At 49.0% G+C, this 25,608-nt stretch carries 22 protein-coding genes; 7 read left to right on the top strand and 15 right to left on the bottom strand.

What is annotated here, in order from left to right:
- Positions 1 to 81: 81 nt before the first annotated feature.
- Positions 82 to 1,461 carry an aminotransferase class V-fold PLP-dependent enzyme gene (locus SPSPH_RS07580; RefSeq protein WP_083945446.1) on the bottom strand — a complete coding sequence of 460 codons (1,380 nt, stop codon included), beginning with the start codon at positions 1,459 to 1,461 and terminating at the stop codon, positions 82 to 84.
- Between the two features lie 151 nt (positions 1,462 to 1,612).
- Here SPSPH_RS07580 and SPSPH_RS07575 point away from each other — a divergent pair, with 151 nt between their 5' ends.
- Both SPSPH_RS07575 and SPSPH_RS07570 read left to right on the top strand, forming a co-directional pair.
- The gene (locus SPSPH_RS07575; protein WP_075754700.1) at positions 1,613 to 4,879 is read left to right on the top strand and encodes a DEAD/DEAH box helicase; all 3,267 of its coding nucleotides are present in this window, start codon (positions 1,613 to 1,615) and stop codon (positions 4,877 to 4,879) included.
- Between the two features lie 143 nt (positions 4,880 to 5,022).
- The gene (locus SPSPH_RS07570) at positions 5,023 to 5,715 is read left to right on the top strand and encodes a metallophosphoesterase (protein WP_075754698.1); all 693 of its coding nucleotides are present in this window, start codon (positions 5,023 to 5,025) and stop codon (positions 5,713 to 5,715) included.
- Positions 5,716 to 5,757: 42 nt separating this feature from the next.
- Here SPSPH_RS07570 and SPSPH_RS07565 read toward each other — a convergent pair whose 3' ends face one another.
- Both SPSPH_RS07565 and SPSPH_RS07560 read right to left on the bottom strand, forming a co-directional pair.
- Positions 5,758 to 6,459, bottom strand: a complete 702-nt coding sequence (locus tag SPSPH_RS07565) for a cytochrome c biogenesis CcdA family protein (protein WP_075754696.1) — start codon at positions 6,457 to 6,459, stop codon at positions 5,758 to 5,760.
- Positions 6,449 to 6,982, bottom strand: coding sequence for a TlpA family protein disulfide reductase (locus SPSPH_RS07560; protein WP_075754694.1), 534 nt, complete (start codon positions 6,980 to 6,982; stop codon positions 6,449 to 6,451). Before SPSPH_RS07560 ends, SPSPH_RS07565 begins: the two co-directional genes overlap by 11 nt.
- A gap of 89 nt (positions 6,983 to 7,071) precedes the next feature.
- On the opposite strand from SPSPH_RS07560, the gene lgt reads away from it, so the two are divergent.
- Positions 7,072 to 7,866 carry a prolipoprotein diacylglyceryl transferase gene (gene lgt, locus SPSPH_RS07555; RefSeq protein ID WP_075754692.1) on the top strand — a complete coding sequence of 265 codons (795 nt, stop codon included), beginning with the start codon at positions 7,072 to 7,074 and terminating at the stop codon, positions 7,864 to 7,866.
- A gap of 68 nt (positions 7,867 to 7,934) precedes the next feature.
- Here the strand turns inward: lgt and SPSPH_RS07550 are convergent, their stop codons facing one another.
- From SPSPH_RS07550 to hyfB, 9 genes are all read right to left on the bottom strand, one after another.
- Positions 7,935 to 8,315: a RidA family protein gene (locus SPSPH_RS07550; RefSeq protein WP_075754690.1), complete on the bottom strand. Its 381-nt coding sequence runs from the start codon at positions 8,313 to 8,315 to the stop codon at positions 7,935 to 7,937.
- A 61-nt stretch (positions 8,316 to 8,376) separates the two neighbouring features.
- On the bottom strand, positions 8,377 to 9,258 hold the full coding sequence (gene sdaAA / locus SPSPH_RS07545; RefSeq protein ID WP_075754688.1) for an L-serine ammonia-lyase, iron-sulfur-dependent, subunit alpha: 882 nt from the start codon (positions 9,256 to 9,258) through the stop codon (positions 8,377 to 8,379).
- A 4-nt stretch (positions 9,259 to 9,262) separates the two neighbouring features.
- Entirely contained in the window at positions 9,263 to 9,940 is a 678-nt protein-coding gene (sdaAB, locus tag SPSPH_RS07540) for an L-serine ammonia-lyase, iron-sulfur-dependent subunit beta (protein ID WP_075754686.1), read from the bottom strand.
- The gene (nuoB, locus tag SPSPH_RS07535) at positions 9,940 to 10,659 is read right to left on the bottom strand and encodes an NADH-quinone oxidoreductase subunit NuoB (RefSeq protein WP_075754684.1); all 720 of its coding nucleotides are present in this window, start codon (positions 10,657 to 10,659) and stop codon (positions 9,940 to 9,942) included. Before nuoB ends, sdaAB begins: the two co-directional genes overlap by 1 nt.
- 11 nt (positions 10,660 to 10,670) lie before the next feature.
- Complete coding sequence (locus SPSPH_RS07530; protein ID WP_075754682.1) at positions 10,671 to 12,182, bottom strand: NADH-quinone oxidoreductase subunit C; 1,512 nt, start codon at positions 12,180 to 12,182, stop codon at positions 10,671 to 10,673.
- Positions 12,179 to 13,657, bottom strand: a complete 1,479-nt coding sequence (locus SPSPH_RS07525; RefSeq protein ID WP_075754680.1) for a hydrogenase 4 subunit F — start codon at positions 13,655 to 13,657, stop codon at positions 12,179 to 12,181. The genes SPSPH_RS07530 and SPSPH_RS07525 overlap by 4 nt, the downstream gene beginning before the upstream one ends.
- A 4-nt stretch (positions 13,658 to 13,661) precedes the next feature.
- Positions 13,662 to 14,288: an NADH-quinone oxidoreductase subunit K gene (locus tag SPSPH_RS07520; RefSeq protein ID WP_075754678.1), complete on the bottom strand. Its 627-nt coding sequence runs from the start codon at positions 14,286 to 14,288 to the stop codon at positions 13,662 to 13,664.
- Positions 14,289 to 14,303: 15 nt separating this feature from the next.
- On the bottom strand, positions 14,304 to 15,188 hold the full coding sequence (locus SPSPH_RS07515; RefSeq protein WP_075754676.1) for a respiratory chain complex I subunit 1 family protein: 885 nt from the start codon (positions 15,186 to 15,188) through the stop codon (positions 14,304 to 14,306).
- A 5-nt stretch (positions 15,189 to 15,193) separates the two neighbouring features.
- On the bottom strand, positions 15,194 to 17,224 hold the full coding sequence (gene hyfB, locus SPSPH_RS07510) for a hydrogenase 4 subunit B (RefSeq protein WP_075754674.1): 2,031 nt from the start codon (positions 17,222 to 17,224) through the stop codon (positions 15,194 to 15,196).
- Positions 17,225 to 17,358: 134 nt separating this feature from the next.
- Here hyfB and SPSPH_RS07505 point away from each other — a divergent pair, with 134 nt between their 5' ends.
- The 3 genes from SPSPH_RS07505 to SPSPH_RS07495 all read left to right on the top strand — a co-directional run bounded on the left by SPSPH_RS07505 (position 17,359) and on the right by SPSPH_RS07495 (position 20,896).
- On the top strand, positions 17,359 to 18,015 hold the full coding sequence (locus tag SPSPH_RS07505; RefSeq protein ID WP_075754672.1) for a response regulator: 657 nt from the start codon (positions 17,359 to 17,361) through the stop codon (positions 18,013 to 18,015).
- A 168-nt stretch (positions 18,016 to 18,183) separates the two neighbouring features.
- On the top strand, positions 18,184 to 19,566 hold the full coding sequence (locus tag SPSPH_RS07500) for an FAD-binding oxidoreductase (RefSeq protein ID WP_075754670.1): 1,383 nt from the start codon (positions 18,184 to 18,186) through the stop codon (positions 19,564 to 19,566).
- Position 19,567: 1 nt separating this feature from the next.
- Positions 19,568 to 20,896, top strand: coding sequence for a (Fe-S)-binding protein (locus SPSPH_RS07495; protein ID WP_075754668.1), 1,329 nt, complete (start codon positions 19,568 to 19,570; stop codon positions 20,894 to 20,896).
- Positions 20,897 to 21,001: 105 nt separating this feature from the next.
- Here SPSPH_RS07495 and SPSPH_RS07490 read toward each other — a convergent pair whose 3' ends face one another.
- Entirely contained in the window at positions 21,002 to 22,090 is a 1,089-nt protein-coding gene (locus tag SPSPH_RS07490) for a sugar diacid recognition domain-containing protein (protein WP_075754666.1), read from the bottom strand.
- Positions 22,091 to 22,355: 265 nt separating this feature from the next.
- Here SPSPH_RS07490 and SPSPH_RS07485 point away from each other — a divergent pair, with 265 nt between their 5' ends.
- Positions 22,356 to 23,303: a metal-dependent hydrolase gene (locus SPSPH_RS07485; RefSeq protein ID WP_075754664.1), complete on the top strand. Its 948-nt coding sequence runs from the start codon at positions 22,356 to 22,358 to the stop codon at positions 23,301 to 23,303.
- A gap of 67 nt (positions 23,304 to 23,370) precedes the next feature.
- Here SPSPH_RS07485 and SPSPH_RS07480 read toward each other — a convergent pair whose 3' ends face one another.
- Both SPSPH_RS07480 and SPSPH_RS07475 read right to left on the bottom strand, forming a co-directional pair.
- Complete coding sequence (locus SPSPH_RS07480) at positions 23,371 to 24,744, bottom strand: VWA domain-containing protein (RefSeq protein ID WP_075754662.1); 1,374 nt, start codon at positions 24,742 to 24,744, stop codon at positions 23,371 to 23,373.
- On the bottom strand, positions 24,741 to 25,601 hold the full coding sequence (locus SPSPH_RS07475; RefSeq protein WP_075754660.1) for an AAA family ATPase: 861 nt from the start codon (positions 25,599 to 25,601) through the stop codon (positions 24,741 to 24,743). Before SPSPH_RS07475 ends, SPSPH_RS07480 begins: the two co-directional genes overlap by 4 nt.
- Between the last annotated feature and the right edge of the window lie 7 nt (positions 25,602 to 25,608).

The raw sequence follows: 25,608 nt of genomic DNA, 5'->3' as shown, positions 1-25,608 counted from the left end.
TACGGACAAGTCAGAAGTAACGGGGAAACAACCAAAACCACCTTGAAACCAAATCGGAATCCGGGTGGTTTTAGTTTGTTCCTAGCAATAGGGATAAGCATCTTTTTCACTGCCGTTGCAGCGCCCGGGTGACAATACATAGGCATATTTGCGTGCATAGTGGTTCCTGTGCTTGGCGGCATGAGCCAATAGGGTGTAAAATATATCTATTTCCTCAAAGTTATTATATATACCGAAACTAATCCGGGCTAAACCGGGTATCCTTTTATCATCATGGGTTTGATAGTATTTGATTTCCGCTTCATTCAAGTTCAGCAGCTTTTCGACATAGGGGTGGGCGCAGAATAAGCCGCTGCGAATGGCAATTCCGGCTTCCTGGGACAAAAGTTCGGCAACCTGACTATGGTGCAAGCCTTCCAGACTGAAAGATATCAGGCTTACCCGCTCCTCTCTTCTTTCCTGGCAACTGTATAAAGTAACACCGGGAATCTCTGCCAAGCTGTCGATAGCATACTCAATAAGTGCCTGTTCGTAATTATGGATTTCAGTAATAGACAGACGGGACAGTGCTTCTATGGCGGTAATCAGCGCCAGCACCCCCATCATATTGGGAGTGCCAGCTTCATATTTTGCCGGTGGGTCATCCCACTCAATATGTTGCTGTGAAACCAGGCCAACTGCTCCTCCCCCCTGATACACGGGAACAGCCTGTTCAAAGCATTTCTTCGGCCCAATCAACACGCCGGTGCCAAACGGCGCATACATTTTATGGGCTGAAAAAGCCAGAAAATCAATATGTTCGGGCGAATGCTGCGGTTTCATGTTCACCGGAGCATGCGGAACCCATTGGGCACCATCAACAAAAATCCTGGCCCCGTATTTATGGGCCAATCTGGCAATTTTAGGAATAGGATTGATATAGCCGGTAACATTAGAAGCACCGGTAACAGCTACCAGGCTTACTTTTCCCCGATAGGTCCGCAGCTTGGTTTCCAGGTCTTCTAATGACAATCTGCCTGATTTGGTTAAGCCTACATAGTCGACAGTGAATTTATCCCGCCAAGGCATGTCATTGGCTAAATGTTCCATATCTGTTGATAACACGACCTGCTCTTTGCCGCCTGCTGCCAGGGCATAGGCCAGTATATTGATAGATTCGGTGGTATTTTTGGTAAAAATAATGACATCACCTGGATCAGCCTTAACAAAATGCCTGACAACTTCCCGCCCACGGTCATAAAGCTCGGAAGTCAGAATCGATTTATAACCTCTGCCCCGATGAACCGAAGCATACCAGGGAGCAAACCGGGAAATTGCTTTTATTACCGGGCTTAACGGCGGCGTGGTGGCTGCATTATCAAAATTGATCGCCGTAACCTGCCGGCCATTTGCCAATGTGACTTTAGTATCACATCCGGTCACTAGGGTTCGAAAATAACTTCCTGGGTTCCGGTAAATCATATTTCAACCCCACTTTTCATTATTTTTTTAATACGCCGTCAATATAATTTATGCAACCGGTCAAGCCGGGGGAATAGCAATGCAGGATTTTCAGAGACCAGAGAATAATTATCTACTATTGAACCATTAAAGATAGCCCGAAGGAGTCGTTATGCTAACAGATGAACAGATTCGGCACGAAGCGGATATTGATGCTTCATATACCAGAGGATTGCACTATTATCGCAATAGCTGTGTCAAAACTTTGCACTTCTCAGCCTCTGACAGCACCTTTGAAGCCAAAGTGCTGGGAAACGACCTGTATAGAATAGCTGTGACATTTACCCCGGCACAAAAGATTGAACAATATCACTGCGATTGTCCGGCTTTTTTCAGATATCATGGCGCTTGCAAGCATATTGTCGCTGTGTTGAAGGCCATCCAGCAGAATTGGGATACCTATTTCACTACAGCCAGCTATGTCCCAATAACGCGTACAACCAAAGCAATGCTGGATTTTTTTCAGAATACCGGGCTTGAAGCCCGAGTGGACAAGCCCTACTCAGCCTCGCGGTTAAAGCTTATCCCCACCTATAGCTTTCACTGGTATCCTGACCAAAAACTAAGTCGGCTGGATTTTACCATTGGCACTGACCGGATGTATGTTGTGAAGAATATTCCACAACTCATCACCGCTATGGATACTAAGCAAGAGTTTGTCTTTGGTAAAAACTTTACCTTACATCCCGGCGAAGCTGTCTTTGATGAACCTTCAGCCGCTCTGCTGCAGCTGCTGAAAAATGCTTACGACGAAGAAACTCAGCGAGCCTTATGGAATTATCATTCGTTTTCCGGGTCATCTGCCAACTCTGCTTTTAGTGAAGCCAGGCATTTTAAACTAACCAATACCTATCTTATGCGCTTCTTCGAGATTATGCACTCTCAGCCTTTTACTGCCATAATTAACGGTCAAACACCGGCTAAGCTTACTGTGCAAAAAGGCAGACCGCCAATACAGCTTGCAGTTGAAGCCACTGAAGACGGTTTACGCTTGTCTATGGCGACCAAAGATGAAGTATTTTACGGACTTGATACCGATTACCGCTACATTTACCATAACAACACTATCTATCATACCGATGCGGTATTTGCCGGCTACGTTAAACGGCTGCTTGAGTGCTTATACGAAACCAGAAAAGCCGAAATAGCTATTCCGGCAATAACAGTGTCTGATTTTGTGTCAGGTACCCTACCGGTGTTGGAAACTATTGCTTCAGTAAAGGTAGATGCCACTGTTTACAGCAAATTCCACAAAGAACCTTTGGTAAAACAAGTGTATCTGGATAAATTCGCGGAAGGGATCAGCGCCAAAATCGAGTTTTGCTATGGTACTGTGATCATCAACCCGGCTGCCGACACCAACGCAGTTCCTTCTGCCCCGGAGGAAAAATGGCTGTTGCGGTCTACAGCGCAAGAACGGGAGCTGTTGGGTGTTTTTCAGCAGCACGGTTTTGTTTGGGAAAATGGCAGCCTGGTTTTGCCTGACGAAGATGCTGCCTATACGTTTCTGCAGCAAGGTTTGCCGAAGCTGCAGGATATTGCCGAAATATTTTATGCTGATGCGTTTCACCATATCAAGATTCAGCCTGCCGCCAGGATTGCCGCCGGTGTAAGACTGAATACCCATACCGACATGCTGGAGTTTTCACTGCAGCTGGACGATATCTCTGCTAAAGAATTAATCGAATTATTAGCCGCATATAAATTGAAAAAGCGCTATCACCGTCTGCCAAATGGTGCATTCATTCCGCTTGATTCCACCGAATTTCAAACAGCAGCCAGGCTGATCGACGCACTGGGCCTGCGCCCGTCTGACATTGAGAAACAAGTGGTAGAACTGCCCAAATACCGCGCCCTGTATCTTGACAGCCTGGCAAGGGAGTCACCGGACTTTACCATGGAACGCAGCAGTACCTTTAAACGCATGGTACAAGACATCCGCGAACCGCAGGATAGCGAATGCGTTATTCCGCAAGGCATCCAAGGCAAACTCAGAGATTATCAAAAAACTGGCTTTAAATGGCTCAAATCTCTTGCCAATTACGGGTTAGGCGGTATCTTAGCCGATGATATGGGGCTGGGAAAAACCCTGCAGGTAATTGCTTTTGTCCTTTCAGAAAAGGCTAACTGTCAAGCGCCGTCACTGGTCATCGCTCCTACCTCACTTGTCTACAACTGGCAGGAAGAAGTGTTCAAGTTTGCGCCCAGCCTAAATGCAGTTGTTATCTCCGGTCAGCCTGATGAACGGGTAGAACAGCTCCAGGATATCGGTAATGCCGATCTGGTCATAACCTCCTATGGCCTGATTCGCCGTGACGTAACATTTTATCAAAAAACTGCTTTTAAATACTGTTTCCTGGATGAAGCCCAGCATATTAAAAATCCCAACACGCTAAATGCCAAATCAGTTAAGCAGATTAAGGCCGGCAGTTATTTTGCCCTTACCGGCACCCCGATTGAAAACACCTTAACCGAGCTGTGGTCGATTTTTGATTTCCTGATGCCCGGTTATTTGCGCTCACACAAAACGTTTACCAGCCGGTTTGAAATTCCCATTGTTAAAAATGGCGACAAGAGAGCGTTAGCAGAACTGGGGCGGCACATCAAACCCTTTATTATGCGGCGCATGAAAAAAGCAGTTCTTAAAGAACTGCCGGAAAAGGTCGAGACTAAGATGGTCAGCGAAATGACCCCAGAACAAACCAAGCTGTATGCCGCCTGGCTCTTAAAGGCCAAATCAGAGTTCGAAGCCGAAGTCAGCGCCAACGGCTTTGAAAAAAGCCAGATTAAAATTCTCTCCCTGCTGACCAGGCTTAGACAAATTTGCTGTCATCCGGCTCTGTTTATTGAAAACTATGAAGCCGGCAGCGGCAAGCTGGAAATGCTGCAGGAACTAATCAGGGATGCTATCGGCAGCAGACACCGGATCTTACTATTTTCTCAATTTACCGGGATGTTGGCCTTGATTAAACAAACACTTACCGCCATGCAGCTCAGCTATTTTTATCTGGATGGCGCTACCAAGGCCGATGAACGCCTCCGGCTGGTAAATGCTTTTAACGCCGGGGAAAACGAAATTTTCCTTATTTCACTCAAAGCCGGCGGCACCGGCCTCAATCTTACCGGCGCCGATATGGTTATTCACTACGACCCGTGGTGGAATCCTGCCGTCGAAGATCAGGCGACCGACCGCGCCTACCGGATTGGACAAAAAAATTCGGTTCAGGTCTACAAGCTGATTACGAAAAATACCATTGAAGAAAAAATTTATCTGCTGCAGCAGCAGAAGAAAGAAATGATTGATACCCTCATTAAGCCTGGGGAGAATTTCCTGACCAAGATGAGTGAGTCTGAAATCCGGGAACTGTTCACCCTATAAGACGCCGGTGCAGCAACCTGCTGCCAGCATCCTTGCCGTTTCCGGATCGTTGGCAGCCATGGCACTCTTACTCATGGCATTGCTATTCACCCCATTATTAGATAAAATATATTCCAGAAATATAGGTGAGGATACTTTTAGTTATGAAGATATTTGCTATTGCTGACCTTCATTTGTCAGGAACACCTCCGGCTAAGCCGATGAGCATTTTCGGCGCACACTGGGAAGGGCATTGGGAAAAACTTAAAGCAAATTGGCACGAACTAGTCACTGATGACGATGTGGTTCTGATTGCCGGCGACACTTCCTGGGCAATGAAGCTGCCGGACGCACTTGTCGATTTACACGCTATTGCCGGTCTGCCTGGGAGAAAAATTATAATACGCGGCAATCATGATTATTGGTGGCAGACAGTAAGCAAACTAACCAAAGCCGTCGATGGGAAGCTGGAGTTTCTTAATAACAGTTTTGCCCCTGTCGGCGAATGGGCCATCTGCGGCAGCCGCGGCTGGACATGCCCCGAAGACCCGCTGTTCAAAGCCAAGGACCGGCCCATTTTCGAACGGGAATTGCTGCGTGTCGAAGCTTCCCTGCAGGCCGCCCGGGATGCGGGCTTTACCCGCATCATTCTTATGCTGCATTTCCCCCCGTTTTATGACCACCAGAGCCATACAGGCTTTGCCCAGCTGATTACTAAGTACAAAGCAGAGATCTGCATCTACGGTCATCTGCACAGCGATTCCATAAAAAATGCGGCAACCGGTATAATTAACGGTGCCGCCTACCATCTTGTATCTTGCGATGCGCTGGAGTTTCAGCTCAAGCAGTTGATTTAGCCGCTCCTCCTTGCTGTGATGTAAACCGGCTGACTATATAGTTCAACCCAATAGGTTCCACAATATGCCTATGCCCTTTTGCATCAAATCAAAGTAAATAAACAGACCTGCGGCAATGAGTATGATGCCAGCCACTTGCTGAACAATCGGCAGCCATTTATAGATTCCCTGAATTTTACTCATATAGCGGTTTATCAGCAGCGCCAGGGCCAAAAATGGCAGACAAAAACCCATAGCGTAAATAAACAGGAGAAATGCTCCCTGGCTAACGGTGGCCGTTGCTCCTGCATACATAAGCACGGTAGCCAAAATAGGACCGGTACAAGGTGTCCAGCCGGCGGTAAACGCCAGCCCTAAGAAAAACGCCCCTGCCGGGCCGGTAAACGTGCTTTGTAAAAATGGCCGGTATTCGCGGGCAAGGCCAGGCAGCTTCAGTATACCAAGCACATGTATTCCCATGATCATCATGAATACTGCCCCTATTTTACGAATAACCTCCTGATAGTCCAAAAACAGCTCACCAATATAGGAGGCCGTTGCGCCCATAGCCACGAATATGAGCGTAAAACCGCTGAGAAAACTAATGGCATTGGCTAAAAACCGCCAGTGATTGTCCGCCATGGTCTGGGCCCCGCCTCCGGCCAAGAGCGCAGTATAGGTGGGCAGCATAGGTAACACACAGGGTGACAAAAAAGAGATCAATCCCGCCCCGAAAACCGTTATCAGGGTGATGCTATAATCCATTCAGCACTCCTTCCAGTTCGGCCAGCGTTACCGGGCCTGACTTCCGGTATTTGATAATCCCTTGCTTATCCACCACTAAAGTGGTAGGAATGGCGTTAATACGAAAGAGCTTTGCCACCTCCCCCTCTGTATCGCTTAAGACGCTCATGGTATACTTGTTCTGAGCCATGAACGCAGCCACTTTATCACCAGGCTCCTGAATGTTGACGGCGTGGAATTCAACCTTGCCACTATACTGCTCAGCAAACTTATCCAATTCCGGCATCTCCTGACGACAAGGCGGACACCAGGTCGCCCAGAAGTTGAGTACCAGAATCTGTCCGGCCGGGGCAACTGTGACCTGCCTTCCGTCCAAAGCAGGCAATGTAAATTCTGGCAGAGCGTTGCCTACTGTAACGCCAGTCTCGGCTGGCGGTTTCTGGGGTTCCGCCCCGGAAAAACTATCAGGCTGCATGGCGACAAATCCCATGGCAACAGTCATGCAAATAACAGCCACTGCTAAAATGATAAGTCTTTTTGGCATAATAATCTCCTCTCATACACTATATGCTTACTAAGGAATATACAGAATCCGCGAATTACTAACACCAATATTATAATGGAGGCCGCACTATGCATCAGTATCTTTTTTTTATCGGAGACTTCCCCATCCGGGCTTACGGGCTCATTTTAAGTCTTAGTATTATTCTGGCTACCTGCACTGCTTATTTTTTTGCCAAGCAGGATGGGCGCTGGCATCAGCATGTGCCGGATATTGGAATTTATTGTGGCTTAGCCGGTATTGTCGGTGCAAGATTATGGGATGTCTTTTTCTTTGACTGGGATTACTACCAACACCACCTGCTGGAGATACCCTTTGTCTGGCAGGGGGGAATGGCCATTCAGGGCGGTGTCCTGCTGGGGGCTATCGCTGGTATCGTCTACACTAAGATCCACAAAATCGACACCTGGGCTTTTGCCGATATTGTTGCCGCTCCAGCGGTTATCATGGGACAAGCTATTGGCAGGATGGCCAATCTAATGAACGGTGATGCTTTTGGCAATCCTACCGGCGGCAACTTTGGCATAATTTATCCGCCGACAACCTTAGCCTACCAGGTGTATGGCGACAAACCGTTATGGCCGGCTGAAGTGTGGGAAGGCCAGATCGATGTTATTATTTTTGTACTGCTACTGCTCTTTAGAACAACCAACCATGCCAAAGGCCAGGTTTTTATCCTTTATGCGATTTTGTATTCAGCCGCCCGCTTTTTCCTCGAATTCCTCAGGGGAGACTATGGCACACTTTTATTTGGCTTAAAATCCGCCCAGCTCACCAGCCTGGGCATCATACTCATTGGCCTGATCCTATTTATCCGACAAGGATATTATGCCGAACGTATCGGCCTCGGCGGCAAAAGTAAATAATAAAAACTATTATAAAGCGAGGCTGTGGATGACTTATCACTAAGTTTTCCCACAGCCTCTTTATAATTTTATGGATATACGGCTATCAATTCAATTTCTACACTGACATCACGCGGCAGCCTGGCCACTTGCACACAAGCGCGAGCAGGCGGCTCATCGGCAAATGCTTGCGCATATACCTTATTCATCACCGCAAAATCTTCCATATCTTTCAAAAATACCGTTGTCTTGACAACATTGGCAAAAGTGAGACCCTCTTTTTCCAAGATTGCCCGCAAATTGGCAATAACCTGGTAGGTTTGGCTTTCTATACCGCCGTAGACAATTTGGCCGGTAGTTGGATCAAGCGGAATCTGTCCTGATACAAATAGAAATCCATTGGCCTTGATAGCCTGAGAGTAGGGACCAATGGCCTGCGGGGCACGATCAGAACTAATCACGGTTTTCATGCTGCAGCCCTCCGGAAAATATATTTTTTTGAAGTATTCTCCATATATCTGAAAAAACCTGCTATCTGGCACTGATTTTTTCTGTCAACTCCAGGCCGGTAGGTGTAACTGCCAAACCACCCTGAGCCGTTTCTTTAAGCGAACAATGCATGGATCGGCCTACAGACTCCATGGCATCAATTACTTCATCCACCGGAATAACACTGGTAATGCCGGCCAATGCCATTTCCGCCGCGATGATAGCCTGAGCCACAGCGCCGGCATTACGCTTAACACACGGTACTTCTACTAAGCCGGCTACCGGATCACACACCAACCCCAGCATATTTTTAATTGTAATAGCTACCGCTTGTCCGACTTGAGCTGCTGTACCGCCTAACAGAGCCACCATCGCGCCTGCCGCCATAGCTCCGGCTGAACCGCATTCAGCCTGGCAGCCGCCTGCCGCACCGGCCAGTGAAGCCCGTGAAGCAATAACCATCCCAATGGCACCGGCTACAATCAGCCCACCGGCCAATTGTATCTGATCAAGGTCATATTCTTCCTTCAGGGCAAATAAGATGCCTGGCAATACACCGCTGGAACCGGCGGTAGGAGCGGCGACAATCCGTCCCATAGCAGCATTGGCTTCCCCGACAGCCAGAGCGTAGGCCACCGCTTTGCCGCTAAAACGCCCCATCAGCGTTTTTTGCCGGCTTTGGCTGTATTGCTGTAATTTCCTGGCATCGCCGCCCACTAGGCCCCCTTTGGAACGAGGCCCCTTTAGCCCGGCAGCAATTGATTCTTCCATTACGGCAAGCATGGCTTCCATCCGTGCAGTAATTTCAGCAGACGATAATTCTGTCTGTTTGACCTGCAGCCCTAAACAAAATTCTGCAAACGGCAGTGCCTCTGCTTCAGCCGCCGTAATCCACTCGGCAAGCGACAATTTTGCTAATGACATTCCCTTACACTCCTTGTCCGCTAATGGCATGAATACAACGTACGGTTTTTATCATCGGCAGACCGGCCACAGCAGCCAGGTCTGCCTCAGCCAGCGGCTGGTCGGTCTCAAGCACCATACTGGCCAAACCGCCTTTATTTTTTCTGAACACTTTCATCTGAGCAATATTAACGCCACATTTGGATAATATTCCTGTTACCTCAGCCACTGCACCGGGACGGTCTTCATGCAAGGTCAGGATTGTCGGAAAATCGCCGGTAAAGGCCAGCGGGAAATCATCCACTTCACTAATTACCACACGTCCGCCGCCAATGGATGCTCCCGCGACCTGACTCTTAACTCCGTTTTGCCCGGTCAGCCAGAATTTCACAAAATTGGGGTGAGCCGCATCACCGGCATCAATTGTCCGAAAAAAATAATGTAAACCGGCTTCCCGGGCATAGTCAAACGCCTGCGGGATCCTCAGATCATCGGTCGGCCAGCCCATAAGACCTGCTACCAGTGCCAAATCAGTTCCATGCCCCCGTCCGGTCTGAGCAAACGATCCATGCAGGCCGATAGTGGCCTCAATGACCGGCTGACCTAAAATTGCCCTGGCAGCATTACCCAGGCGTACCGCCCCTGCGGTATGAGAACTTGAAGGGCCAACCATAACCGGACCAATAATATCAAAAATATTCATTACTTATCCTTGCCTCCCAGTCTGTCCAGCGCCAGCAGCAAACCATAGATAAGAGCCGCCGGACGCGGCGGGCAGCCTGGCACATAGATATCTACAGGAACGATTGTGCCGACAGCGCCGCGAATGGCATAACTGCTGCCAAAAACTTTGCCGCTGGCGGCACAGGCGCCTACCGCCATAACCAATTTCGGTGCCGGCACAGCTTCATAAGTCATAGTTAGGGCTTGCTCCAGATTACGGGTAACTACTCCTGTCACCATCAGCATATCGGCATGCCGCGGCGAAGCCACAAAATCAATACCATATTGCTGCAAATCATAAACAGGATTATTCAGCGCCGTCATTTCCCAGTCACAAGCGTTGCACGACCCGGCATCCACATGCCGGATATGCAGTGACCGTTTCAGCGTGGCTTTAATTTTTTCCGACAACCGGGTTGTCAGCTCAGCCAACCGGTATTCGTCCGAATGATCTAAGACAGCATGCTCACAGGCAGCAACACATGCCCCGCAAAAAATACAGGCCCGGTTATCAATGAGGAGCTGCCCGTCCGTAATCCGGATGGCTCCGGTAGGACAAGCCTTACAGCAACTTTGGCACTGTTGGCACAAACCGGCTGCTTTCGTCACCTCACCGCGGAACCGGGGAGGCACCATGCCACCATCATAGGGTTCGGTTACGCGGCCTGTTTTCACTATTTTTTTGAGAAGTTCCAGCATAGTATTCCTCCTTAGCGATCAAGACACGCATAACATAATTCAAAACTTTTATTGATTAAGGGAAAATCAGGAATAATATTCCCGGGAGCAGCAACCGTAAGCGCCGGCCAGTTAGCATAAGAAGCCGACCGGGAAAAATAACGGTAGACAGTATTATTTTCACCTGCCATCAGCCAGTGCAAAACAGAGCCGCGGGGCGATTCGGCATAACCGCAGCCTGCTTTATATAGCGGGGCAGGCGGTACTTCAACTAACAGCTTGCCACCAGGTAACCCTACCAGTATTTGGTCAATAATTCTCAGGGACTCGCCGGCCTCATCAGCCCGCACCCATAAACGGGCTGCCACATCGCCCTTCTTATACACCGGCACTTCAAAATCAAACCGCCCGTATGCCGCATAAGGAAAATCCCGCCGCATATCAGAATCAATACCTGATGCCCTGGCGGCCACCCCGACAACCCCCAAATCAGTGGCTGCCCGCTGCGGCAAGATGCCGGTAGTATTAACCCTGTCCAAAAAGGCATCATTCTCCCTGAGCAGCCCCAGTAGCTCGTTAAAATCCCGCGTAAGTCTGACAAGGGTACGGCGAATGTCATTGATCATATCCTTAGTAATATCCATAGTAACCCCGCCCAATGTCACCCAACCACGCAAAAACCGGTTGCCTGCCAGGCGTTCATTCAGGCGCATCACCTGCTCTTTTAACCGCGCGCCATGGCTTACTCCCGGCGCAAAGCCCAGCCCGGCACACAAATTGCCAATATCACCAACATGATTGTACAGTCGTTCCAGTTCGGCCGCCAGTACCCGCAGGTATTCGGCCCGAACGGGAATTTCGACCGCAGTCATGGTTTCCACTGCTTGAACAAAAGCCAGCGTATTGGCCACCGAACAAGCACCGCAAATGCGTTCCGCCTGATATAATGCCCGGCCAAAGGACATGCCTTCCACCGCTTTTTCAATGCCGCGGTGAGTAAAAAACAGCTTAGCCTCCAAATTAATGACATTTTCACCTGCCTGACTAAACCGAAAATGACCTGGCTCGATAATGCCGGCGTGAATCGGGCCGACAGGCACTTCAAATACACCTTTGCCCTGAACAGGCGCCATTGTATACTCACTGTCGGCATTAGGCACAGGCGCGCCCGGATCGAAATCCTTCCGGAGCGGGTATAGGCCCTGGGGCCAGTTTTCATGCAGCACAAGCCGCCTTAAATCCGGATGTCCAAGCGGTACTAACCCAAATAAATCATGAATCTCCCGCTCATACCAGGCGGCAGACGCCATCAAAGGCGTAAGGGAAGGAAATTCGGGCGGGTCCTCCTGCTTGATCAGGGCTTTAATGGTTTTAATCAGCCTGTCTGCCTTACCGGCAAATACGGCATAGATGGCAAAACAACCATTGATAGCACGTTCATCGTTCGCAAACATAGCTGTCAGCCGGTAGCGGCCACCATGGCTGAGTACATTGGCGGCCGCCCGGAGGGTTGCCACCGGTATTACTTCTATTGTTGCTGTCATAATCCCCCTCCTGTCATAATAGCCACAGCCCTGGTGATAAGAGTATCAAGCCAGGCCGGCAGGTAAATGCCGCCGCCGGCCATCAGCACCAGCGATACCACTATGGCTGCCATCGCCGGTTTGCCAGGCCGGTAGCCGCTGGCGGCAACCCGCCGTGGCGCTGAAGCAAAGCCCAGCTTTAAAGTATAATAAATCATACCGGCAAAAATAGCTGCCATCAGCAATAATATTATCACTCCCAGCCAGGCACTGCCTGACTGAAAGGCGGCCCAGACAATGGTAAGCTTACTGTAAAAGATGCTAAACGGCGGCAAGCCGGCAATAGCCAGCACGGCAGCCACAAACAAGGCTCCCATAACCGGTGCGGCGCCTACCAGGCCCCGGATACGCAGGATATTCTTGGTGCCATAGTGTTGGATAACAGCACCTGCCAGATAAAACAGGGCTGATTTCGTTATCGCATGATTAATTACATGCAGCAGCGCCCCGTACATGGCGAGCGGTGTGCCAATCCCCAACCCCAGTGTAATCAGCCCCATATGTTCAATACTCGAATAAGCCAATAACCGTTTTAGGTCATGCTGCACTAAAATAAACGGAACCGCAATGACAATGGACAATAAACCGAAGCCTGTCAAAAATTGTTCAGTAAAAGCAGGCCCTACAGCGCCTTTAACTATAATAGAGGTACGGATAATGGCATACAGCGCACAGCTTAAGAGTGCACCGGATAAAAAACCGCTGACCGGCGATGGCGCCTGGCTGTGGGCGTCAGGCAGCCAGGTGTGCATGGGAGCCAAACCAGCCTTAGTGCCATAGCCGATTAAAATAAATACAAAAGCCAGTTTAACCATACCAGGATCAAGCCGGCCGCTGGCAGCTTTAAGCGCCTGCCAGCTTAGTGCCTGCCCGCCGCCGATATCGGCGCTGACCTGCGCATAGTACAGCAAAATGGTGCCTAAAAGTGCCAAACAAATCCCTACAGTACACACCATTACATACTTCCAGGCTGCTTCCAGTGCCGGGCGGTCAAAATAGAACGCCACCAGCAAGGCCGAACTTAAAGTAGTGGCCTCAATGGCAACCCACAGCAGCCCCATATTCTCTACTACCGGCACACATACCATCGTAAATACAAATAAGTTTAGCAAAATATAATAACGTTTCAGCATCTTTAAGGAAGCATGCCCCTGCACAATCTCCAGCTTCATGTATGACAGCGAAAATAGTGTGGCCGTGCAGGTAAGTATCGCAATCACCAGCAACAACACGGCGCTCAGGGCATCAACATAGAATTGACCGGCCTGAATATTCCCATTCACCGCCACCTGATAAACGATAACCAGCAAAGTCAAACTTACCAGACAACTGCCGGTCAGATTAAGCCGCCTGATGGCTTGCTCTGTCAATTGTGCCATATTTAAAAGACTAGTTGCCAATGGCAGAACCAGTGCCAGAACTATCCATTGCTCCATACTATCATCCCTTTAACTTTTTTAACACACTGGTATCTGTCGACATAAACGAGCGTTTCAGCCGGTAAGTCAAAATAACCAGTACCACTACCGCCACCATCACATCCAGAACCACGCCAAGCTCAATAATGAGCGGCAAGCCCTGCGTTACCGACAGTCCAACCAGATACAGGCCATTTTCCATCGTAATCAGGCCAACAATCTGCAGTACCGCCTGACGCCTGATCATAATCATCGTCAGGCCAATTAACATCATGGCGACCGCGGCAGCCAGCGCATCCCGGCTGACGATTTCCGGCAGCGCCTTGTCAGTTAATCCATAGGCCAATACAATCATAATCCCGGCTACCATGGCTGAATAATTAGGCTGTAAAATAGGATTAACTTCCCGTTCCCGCCGCAGCATACCGACAATACGGAACAGAGCGTAAGGAATCAGGCCGGCTTTTATAACCAGTGTAAGCGCAGCCGCAATGTAAGTGTGCACCGCGCCGGTTTCAGCAGCTACAATGGCACAAGCCAGTGCCACCAGGATGGATTGGCCCAGTAAAATAATAACCGCTGTTTTCAGGTTGGTAACCCGGCTTAACAGCAGTGCCAGAAATAACAAAATAATGATAAGCACATTCACAGCCTCACCCCCTTCTTACTGTGCCACCAACGCCAGCAGCGCCAGCATAGCAGCTACTCCCATAAAACCCGGTACTTTAAACAGCCGCATTTTGTTAGTACTGGTCTCGACAACCGCTAAGATCAGGGCCGTAAGCAGTACCTTGCCGGCTGTCCAGAAAAATGCCATAACCGGCGATAAACCGCCCGGCTGCCAGGGTAAAAACAATACAACAAACAAAATGATAAAGACTAATTGTTTAATGGCCGATGCCCAAAAAATCAGCCCCAGCCAGCGGCCGGAATATTCCAGCACCATTCCCTCGTGAATCATGGTCAGCTCCAGATGCGTATCAGGATTGTCAACAGGAATGCGTCCTGTTTCTGTCACTAATATAAGAAAAAAAGCAATAGCAGAAAAAATATAAGGCAGCGAAAAAGGAGTAGCCGCTGCCGCTCCGGTCATAGCCGCCAGCCCGGTTGTTCCGGCTCTCACAGCCACTGTCAGCATGGTTAATAATAGCACAGGCTCTACCAGCACACTGATATACATCTCCCGCGAGCCGCCCATGCCGCCAAAACTGCTACCGGCGTCAAGAGAAGCCAGCACCAGAAAAAAACGTCCGGCCGCCAGCACATAGAGCAAAGTAAATAAATCGCCTGCCGGCAAGAGTGCTGCCGCAGCAAAAGCGCCGGCAAAATAAATAAAGGGCGCCCGGGAAAAAATCCACGAGGTGGTCGGCGATACCACACTGTCTTTTTGCAGTAGTTTAGACAAATCATAATATACTTGCAGTACTCCCGGACCACGACGGTTTTGCATGCCGGCTTTGGCGGTTTTAATCATACCGGCCACTAACGGTGAAACAGCCACAATAGCGAAAGCACAAACAAAATTTTTAATTAGCGTTACTGGTTCCATATTGCTCACCACCCGTTACTTATAATGAGTGCCAGCACGGTAATTGCCGTGATATATCCGACATAAAGCTGGACACTGCCTGTTTGAATACCCTTCATAAACTGAGCCGCCTGGATGATGGCATGATTAACAGGCCGGTAAAGGGCGTTAAATATATCGGTAATACTGACATGGTAACTCAAGCGGCGCCCAAAGTAGCGGTTAGGGCTTACATCCGCAACCGTCTCACGCTGGGGCCGTAAAATTGCCCGGAAAGCCATGCGGATTGGCTTGGAAAAGCCGGTAGCAGTATATTCCATCCTGGCTGTCGGCACAATCCCGCAGGTCCAGGTCTCACCGCCAACAATCTGCGGTTTGCCGTATAACCGGTATAACGCCCAGGCAAGAGCTGCGCCAAAAAACATAATAAGCACGACCACAGGCATCTCCAGACTGGTATTGCCGCCGGCCGGCTGAACCCCGGCCAGATACCAGGCCGTATCGGCAAAAGCCGGCAAAGCATTTACACCAGGTATCCCAAAAAGCACCTGTTTAAGAGCCTCAATAACCAGCTGCGGCCATACACCAAAAAATACGCACAAGCCGGCAAGAGCCGCCATAGACACCAGCATAGGCTTGTTAGCCTCCCCAGCCTGCTCGGCCTGGCTACTGCGCGGTTTGCCCAAAAAAGCAATGCCGAACGCCTTCACAAAGCAAGCCGCTGCCAGCCCCCCGGTAAGCCCGAGCAGCGCCAGCAAAAGCGCTGCCAGCACCTTCCCCAGCACTCCTTGCAAGGCTTGCGGCAAATAGAGCAAAGACTGAAAGGTTAACCACTCGCTGATAAAACCATTTAACGGCGGCAATGCCGAAATAGCAGCAGTACCAGCCAACACACACACAGCCGTGTAAGGCATCTTTTTTATCAGGCCGCCCAGGCGTTCCAGTTCCTTGGTCCTGACAGCCGTAAGCACAGCTCCGGCTCCCATAAACAGCAGCGACTTAAAAATAGCATGGTTTAGCACATGATAAAGCGCTGCCGCCCAGGCCAGCGCTGCCAGCGTTCCCATTCCTTTGGCCATAAATACCATGCCGGCCCCCATTCCCAGCAAAATAATACCCATATTCTCCGCACTGGAATAAGCAAGCAAACGTTTTACATCCGACTCCATCAGCGCATAAAGCACACCCAATACGGCAGACACAATAGCAAATACCAGCACCACTACGCCCCACCAGACCGGGCCTGTGCCCAAAAACTCAAGATAAAACCGGCACAAGCCATAAATGGCGGTTTTAAGCATTACGCCTGACATGAGTGCCGATACATGGCTGGGAGCCGCCGGATGCGCCAGCGGCAGCCAAATGTGTAGCGGAATAATACCGGCCTTAGCACCAAAACCAATCCAGGCACACAAAAATACCATGTTCTTAGTCCAAGTATCAAGACTGCCTGCTGCCTGAACCAGGCTGCCAAAGTCCAAACTGCCGGCCTTGTGAGCCAGCAGAAAAAAAGCAGTGATAACAAAAGCCGTCCCCACATGGGTCATGACAATGTAGACAAAAGCTGCCCGCCTGACTTCATTATGATGATGCTCATAATTGACCAGAAAAAACGAAGTAACAGCCATCAATTCCCAAACAACAATAAAGGCGGCCACATGACTAACAGCAACCACCAGCACCATCGACAGCAAAAAAGCACAATACATCGATACCATAACCTGATAGCGACGTCCGTCCCCCGCATACTCACGGCTGTAACCAACAGCATATATACTGGCTGCAGCGCCTACTACCCCAATAATCAACAAAAAGTACGCCGCCAGATAATCCAGCCGGATGTGAACCGGTTCGCCTAACAGCAATAACGGTGTCATTAAGTCAACTTTGCCACCGGCAAAAATAAAAATCGCACACAGTACAACCGCCAGACACCCCAGCGCCGCCATTCCATGTGCAACATAGTTGACTATTTTGTTACTTTTAGTGAAAAATGGTGACAGTACACCTGCGATAAAGAAAAACAGGGAAAAATACAATAAAACTTCGGCAACCATTGTAACGCCTCCGGTCCGGTAAATAGTGATTGATATTTTATATGATACTATTGTAACATAATATTATTAGGTATGGGGCAAGAAAAAAAATTTTCCAACATGAAATTACAGGTTAACTAAGTGGAGGCTAAAATATGGATAGAATACGTATTGTAATTGCTGACGATCATGCCGTATTGCGTTCGGGACTCAAAGCATTGCTGAATTGTTCACCATTATTTGAAGTCATTGGCGAAGCCGGTGATGGTCAACAGGCCATTCGCATGGTAGAACAGCTCCGTCCGGATGTACTGCTGCTCGATATATCCATGCCGGTTATGAGCGGCGTAGAGTGTATCAAAGAAATGAAGTCCCGGGGACTTTCCTGCCGCATACTTGTCCTGACAATGTATGATGGTGATGAATATATCAAAGAAGTCATGCGGGCCGGTGCCGACGGCTATGTACTAAAAAAATCGGCAGACACCGAACTGGTTGAAGGTATCCTTAAAATTTCCTCAGGAAAAAAACATCTCAATGAAACCATGTCGCAAACCCTGCTGAATAGTCTGCTCAAAATTCCAGACGAAAAAAACGACCAGCGCGATCCCTATACCCTCTTAAGCGCGCGGGAGCGCCAAGTGCTGCGGCTGTTGGCCCAGGGGCATACCAATAGTGAAATTGCCAGTCACCTGTCTTTAAGCACCAAAACGATAGACACCTACCGTTCACGCGTCATGACCAAACTTAATGTCCGGAAAAAATCCGAACTGGTCAATTACGCTCTGCAGTATAAACTTATTAATATGTGAAAATTAAGACTATTTGTCGGATTTTCCCTTACAGGCACTTACAGTAATCCCCCACATAATATTACTGTAAGTGCCTGATTTACATTTTGACGAAATTTAGCGACAATATTATCAAATGCTAATTTTCTTTACTGTCGGAAAATTTTAAACATGAAGGGGTATGAGCAAATGCAAAACCAACATATTGAGGCGCTCAAAAGAATTGTAGGTACTGAGCATGTACTAACAAGTGCGGAAGAGCTGCACTGCTACTCGTATGATGCTACTCCAGGGTTTTCCCATATGCCCGACGTTGTTGTCATACCAGGCACTACGGAAGAAGTAGCCAAGGTGCTGGCGTTGGCCAACAGCGAAAAAATTCCGGTTTATACCCGCGGTTCGGGCACCAATTTGTCTGCAGGCACCATACCGACAAAAGGCGGCATTGTGCTCCTCATGACCCGCATGAATCAAATTATTGAAATTGATACCGAAAACCTGGTGGCAGTAGCCCAGCCCGGCGTCATTGTCTCTGACCTTAATAAAGCAGTTGAAACCCACGGGCTCATCTATCCGCCGGACCCCGGCACCGTAACCACAGCTACCTTAGGCGGCACCGTCTCTGAAAACGCCGGCGGACTGCGCGGGCTCAAATATGGCGTAACCAAACACTATGTGATGGGCCTTGAAGTAGTGCTTGCCAGCGGACAAGTTATGAATGTCGGCGGCAAAAATGTAAAAGACGTGTCAGGCTATGACATGACCAAGCTCTTTACCGGTGCGGAAGGCACCTTAGGCGTAATTACTAAAATTATTGTTAAACTGGTCCCCGCTCCTGAGGCCAAAAAGAGCATGATGGCTATTTTTAAGAACCTTGACAATGCCGGTAATTCCATAGCGGCCATCATCGCCGCCAAGATTATTCCGGCAACACTGGAAATTATGGATAATGCCACCATCCGCACGGTCGAAGATTATGCCAAAGTTGGCCTGCCGGTTGATGCCGAGGCCGTCCTGCTGATTGAAGTTGACGGTATTCCCGAGGTAGTGGAAAAAGAAGCTGCAAAAGTCCTGGAAGTGCTGACCATTAATAAGGCAGATGAAGTGAGACAGGCCAAAGATGCGGCTGAACGCGATAAAATCTGGGCTGCCCGCCGCGCCGCGCTCCCGGCCCTGGCCAAGCTCCGCCCCACAACCTTTGTGGAAGATGCCACCGTCCCCAGAAACAAGGTTCCTGAGATGATTCGCGCCGTAAATGAAATTGCCAAAAAATACAATGTCACTATTGGTACCTTCGGCCATGCCGGCGACGGCAACATGCATCCGACTATTGTCTGTGACATCCGTGATGAGGAAGAAATGAGCCGGGTATATAAGGCCATGGACGAAATTTTCGGTACCGCTATTAAACTGGGCGGCACACTGTCTGGCGAACATGGTATTGGCCTTGGCAAACTTAAATATATGGAAGATCAATTCGGTCCGGTAGCGATGGAAGCTATGCGCAATATTAAACGCGCCCTTGACCCCAACCTCATTTTAAATCCCGGAAAACTAGTAGGAGAGTGTTAAAATGAGTGATTCTAACAAATCCGTCACCGCGCAGGCCATCAATGCGCAGGATAAGGAACTGTTGGCTGACATTCAGGATGCGCTTGCCAACTGTATGAAATGCGGTAACTGTATGGAAGTGTGCCCCATCTACAAAGAGCTGGGCACCGAAACAGCAGTTGCCAGAGGTAAACTCGCACTGATGGAGGCGGTATTAAGCGGTAAAATTCCCATCAGTGAAAACTTCGATAAATGGATGGCCAAATGCGTATCTTGTAAAGCGTGTTCGGTAAAATGTCCTTGCGGTGTACCGGCTGACGAACTTATCGTCCGCGGCCGCCAGGCTGCCGTAAAAGCCCGTGGTCTGCATCCGGTAAAGAAACAGGTGTTTAACCTGCTGAAAAACCGGGCCATGTTTGACCTGGCACTAAGAATGGCCGGTCTCTTTGGCCCGCTAAGCATGAAAAAACTGCCCCGCCCCATGGCGGCCGTAGCCCGTTTCCCGATGCCCGGACTTGATAAGCGCCGCGTAACCGCGCCGTTTGCCGCTACGCCGTTGCGCAGCCAAAACCCGGAAGTAATTAAAGTTGATAAACCCAAAATGAAAGTCGGTTTTTTCACCGGCTGTACTATCAATTATATTTACACCGATGTAGGTCAGGCAGTCATTGATGTACTCAAGGCCAACAATGTTGAAATTGTCATTCCGCCTATGCAGCATTGTTGTGGCACACCGATATTTATGTCCGGCGATGTTGAGTCGGCTAAACTCTTAGCCAAACACAATATCGAAGTCTTCGAGCAATATGATATTGATTACATCATTGCCGCCTGCGGCTCCTGTGCCGAAGCCTGGAAGATAGAGTTCATCGAATTGTTCCACGATAACCCGGTAATGAAAGCCAAGGCTGAGAAACTGGCTAGTAAGACCTATGAAATCAGCCAATTCTTAGTTAATGTTGTGAAACTTGACAAAAGCAGGCTCGGTCCGGTCAATGCCACAGTCACCATGCACGACCCCTGTCACATGGCGCGTGGTATCAAAGTTACCGCTGAACCGCGTGAAATATTAAAATCCATCCCCGGTCTGACCTTCGTAGAAATGAAAGAAGCCGACCGTTGCTGCGGTTCCGGCGGCTCTTTCAGTCTGGCGAACTACGAAATCTCGCGTAAAATTAACGACCGTAAAATCGCCAATATCGCTCAGACTAAAGCGGACACAGTGGCCACCAGCTGCGGCACCTGCCGCATGCATATCACCGACGGCCTGGTCCAAAACAACATGAACCAAAACGTATTCCATGTCATTCAACTGTTAGACAGAGCTTATAAAGCCGGCCAGCGCAAGTAAAGCTTACTCCACATAGGCTGTGATGGTGGCCGATGGTCTGACTCACCCCCCAGTCATTATCACAGTAATGTGTAAATTAAGTCCAGAGTAAAAAATGGAAAGCGGTTAATGGGCTTGGCCCAAACCGCTTTCTGTTTTTTTATGCTGTCGGATAGGAATCTCTACCGCAATGGTCGTTCCTTCCCCTTCAGAGGAATGAATGGTAAAATCGCCTGACAAAAGTGCAACCCTTTCATGCATACCGTGAATACCAAGACAATTATCACTGGCAGTACCGCTGATCCGCTTGGCATTAAAACCAATACCGCTGTCTTTTACTATCAGCATCAGTCTTCCCTTGTGCTTTTTCAGGGTAACTTTCACCTTACTGGCTTTGGCATGTTTGGCAATATTGGTTAAAGCCTCCTGCAAAATCCGGTACAAGGTAATTTCAATCTCCGGCAAAAACCTTTGCCGCGACAAATTAACAACAGCCAGGTCCACAAAAATATTATATTGGCGTGAATAGTTCTCAATATACTTTTGCGCTGCTGCCACCAGCCCCAGGTCATCCAGCAAGGCCGGTCTAAGCTGCACGGCCAGGTGATGCACAGCCTCCAGTGTTGTTACCACCAAATCACGCATCTCCAAAATCTTCATCCGCTCATTCTCACTATGCACATGCTCGGATAACACCCGTAAACCAACGATAATTGACGTTAAGGCCTGACTGGTTTCATCATGCAGCTCACGCGATATCTTTTTACGTTCCTCTTCCTGAACACTAATCACCTTGTTTAACAACGTGGATTGAAGCTCTTCCTTTTCCAGCAGAGCGCGCACCAGCTTTTCCTGTCTGGCATTGGATTCTAAGGCCGCTTCGACAAATCTTGCAGCCAATCGGGCGTAAGGCGCTGCCGTATGAGGTTCACCGGAAACGCCAATAACCCCAACACAGCAATCATTTACCATAATCGGCACATTGAATCCTGCCCGTACCCCTTTTAATTGCCGTTCTTCCTTATCTGTAACGGAAAATTCCCGGATCGGACCACTAAGCAGCATTTTTGCAGCCGCTTCATGAATATGCGAGATACGCTCCTTGCTGAAGGATGCAATAATAACACCGTGATTATCTGTAATATTGACGTTTTGATTTAGTTCTGCGGCAACAATATCAACAAGTGTTTGAGCAAAACGGGGATCAAGCTCCATAGCTGGCCTCGCCGCTGTAAGAGTATATCCGTTTTTTCCGCCAATACCTGCCTGACACTGCTGGTTTCATTGTAAAAATCCCCCTTACAATTAATTTGTGTTTTACAAACTTTGGCTTGCGTCAATATAGATAGTATCTAATGAAAATTTGCAGCCGCCTCACTCTGCTTGCCTGCAATTACCAATAGACCTCCTCCCCGTCAGCTGTGATATAATTAGCAAGTATTGATATGTTATGTCACCTAGTTGGGGAGGTTTCGATCGCATGGATACTTTCTCCCATGCCTTGCTGGGTATTGCTGTTGCAGGTTTATCAGGACACCCGTTAAGCATTGGCGACCCTATTTATGTAGCAAGTATTATCGGTGCTCAGGCACCTGATTTTGATGTTATTGCCAGCGTCCGGGGAAAACTCGCTTTACTCCGTCAGCACCGGGCTTTCTCGCATTCCATCCCCGGGCTTATCCTGTGGTCAGGTTTGATTACTGCCGGCTTTTTCTTAGCGTCACCAGCGACAGCACCTGTTGACGTTTTTGTTTGGTCTTTTCTCGGAGGTCTGTCACATAGTATTATGGATTTCTTTAATGCCCATGGCGCAGCCGTCTTGTGGCCATTTAGCCGGGAACGCAAAAGCTTCAGTCTGTTAAATGTGTTTGATCCGTTACTGCTAATCATTATGCTTGCCGTATTTGTTCCAGGCCTGCCGGCGCGGGAGACTTCCCTGCTCTTTTTTGCCGTAACCGGTTTGTATATTGCGGTAAGATTTATACTTAAGCTACGTGCAACCAATCGGTGCAGACACCATTTTGGCAGCAATGCAATTATGCGAATGCTGCTTATGCCATCCCTTAAGAGTACCCGCTTCTGGGATTTTGTTATTGAAACCAATAACCACTATTATGTCGGGCAAATCGGTGTATTTCATCAGGCGTTCATGATTCATACCGAACTGGCCAAACAAGCCTTATCTCCGGCTGCCCAGGGTGCACAAAAAACCGTTTTGGGCGAATTTTTTTCGTCGTTTACGCCGTTTAGCTATTTTACTGAACATCAGGATCACCAGCAACATGCTAAATTTGTGCACATTTATGATCTGCGTTATTTTTTCAATCAGACCTTCCTGCATAGTGCCACGATTATTTTTGGCAGCGATCAACAGCCTTGTGATTCCTATATTAAGACCTACGGACAAAAAATAAAAATACCCTGTTAAAGCCAAGCCGGTTTCAGGTGCTGCCTGCACCGGCAATTTTATTGTGGAATATACTAGTCGGCCACATTCATAGAATATGGCTGGCTACATTGGTTAATTGCTCCAAATTGCGGCATTCAAACACTTGCCGGCAATATGGCAAATACTCTTGCATGAGACAGTCTCCGGTAAACCACTCTTTCTCCGGCAGAGGATTCAGCCAGTAGATGGCCTCAGCCTGTTCGGCAATTTTAGCCAGTTCGTCCGCCCCGCCCGGATGCCAGTTATTCCGGCCATCCCCTAAAATAATTAGTTTAGTGCGGCTACTAATGGCCGAAAGCTCATGCCGGGCCAGTTGTTCAAAAACAAAATCATAACGTGACAAACCTACCCGGCGGTTAAATCGGTCGCGTAAATGCCTGGCCTGCAAAAAAGCATTAACATCCTGATTTTTAAACCACTCGGTAACTTCAACGGCTTCATCAACAAACACAAACGAGCGGATGTTGGCATAACGCCTGTTAGCCGCCTGCACCAGTTGCAGCATAAACCGGCTAAACTGTTCTACCGAGTTGGAAACGTCACATAATAGCCATAAATCCACCTTACTCTTGCTCTTATCCCGGTATTTTAAATGCAGCGGGCAGCCGCCGGTGCGAACTACTTCCCGGAAGGTGCGGCGAAGATCCACCTTGCCGCGTTTGGCCCGCCGCAGCCGAATGCCAGGCCTTTCGGCCAATTTTTTGGCCAGTTTGGCAATCTCCTGCTCCACGGTGATAATTTCTGCCGCAGCCAGGCCATCAAATTCCCGGCGCCTGATGTTAGCATACTCAACCAACTGCACGATATGCTGACGGCCAAATTGCCTGACCGCTTTACGCTCCAGTTCCCGGCGGATAAGTGCCTCCAACTGGGCAAACAGCTTTTGCCAATTCTGAAACCGGCCTTCTTTCATCTGTTTATTTACATATTGACGCTCAATTTTGTTAACGGCTTCAAACCATCTGAGTTTGACCTGAACAGCCCGCAGCTTTTGCGATATTTCTTCCGGCTCTGCACTGGCAAGAGCTATATCTCTGGTAAATTGCCTGGCCAAGTCTTCCAGCACAACGGCCGGCTGACTATCAATGGTTTCCAGCAGACCTTCGGCATCGCCACCGGCGCCTGCTGAACTGCGGCCACTGCCATCAGCGGTAGCGGCTTTAATTGTCAGCAGTTCCTGATTATGAGCCGCTTGTTCGGACGCCGGCGGTGCTAAATCAAAATAAAGATCAAATAAAGCAGCAAAGACCGGCCGCTCCCACATGCTTTTGACCAGCGTGGTTTCCAGCACGCCCCGCAGCAGCACCGGGTTAAAGCCAATGAGTTCGGCCGACCGCAGGGCATCGGCGGCTTCCATGGTGGTTACCGTTAGACCGGCTTTCCGCAGTAAACGGACAAATTCGACAATCAAATGTTTCATGGCTTAAGTAAATATGGCAGCTTATCGGCGACAAGCTCACGGTCTTTGGTATATTTGAGCAGTGCGGTAAGCGTAGCGCGGACTGCTTCTGGCGTTAATTCGCCGCCAAAAAGATGCATGGATAATGCCCAATCAATACTCTCGGTAACACTGGGCGGCTTCTTGAGCGGCTGTTTGCGAAGATTTTGAACAAATTCGACAAGCTGATTGGCAAACTTCCGGTCAATTTGCGGAGCATTCAACTCAACAATCGCCATTTCCCGTTCAAAATCAGGATAATCAATGTGAAAATGCAGGCACCGGCGGCGCAGCGCATCACCTAATTCCCGGGTGCTATTGGAAGTCAGCACAACATGCGGCCGGGTAACGGCACTTATGGTGCCAAGTTCGGGAATGGTTACCTGCCAGTCAGATAAGGCCTCCAGGAGGAAGCTTTCAAACTCCTGATCGCTTTTGTCAATCTCATCAATTAAGAGCACCACCGGTTCCGGACTGGTAAGCGCCGTTAGCAGCGGTCGTTTTAGCAGGAATTCCTGATCAAAGATCTGCTGCCGCCCTGTTTCCCAGCCGCTTTGCGCCAATGCCTCAATCTGGATGTATAACAGCTGTTTTTGATAGTTCCACTCATACAGCGCCTTGCTTTCGTCAAGACCTTCATAACATTGCAGACGGATAAGCCGCCGGTTGCGCAGCCGTGACCACGCCTTTGCCAACTCGGTTTTGCCAACACCGGCCGGCCCTTCCAAGAGCAGCGGCTTCTCCAGGTTCTCGGCCAAATACATTGCTGCCGCTAAATTATTATCAGCCAGATAGCCGTTTGCCGCTAAGCCGGCTTTCAGGTTCTCAATTGCTTCCATCACTACC

Source organism: Sporomusa sphaeroides DSM 2875, assembly GCF_001941975.2.
In the GTDB taxonomy this organism is placed as follows: domain Bacteria; phylum Bacillota; class Negativicutes; order Sporomusales; family Sporomusaceae; genus Sporomusa; species Sporomusa sphaeroides.
Note: the sequence above shows the minus strand (reverse complement) of the source record. Positions and strands in the feature narration are given on the sequence as shown.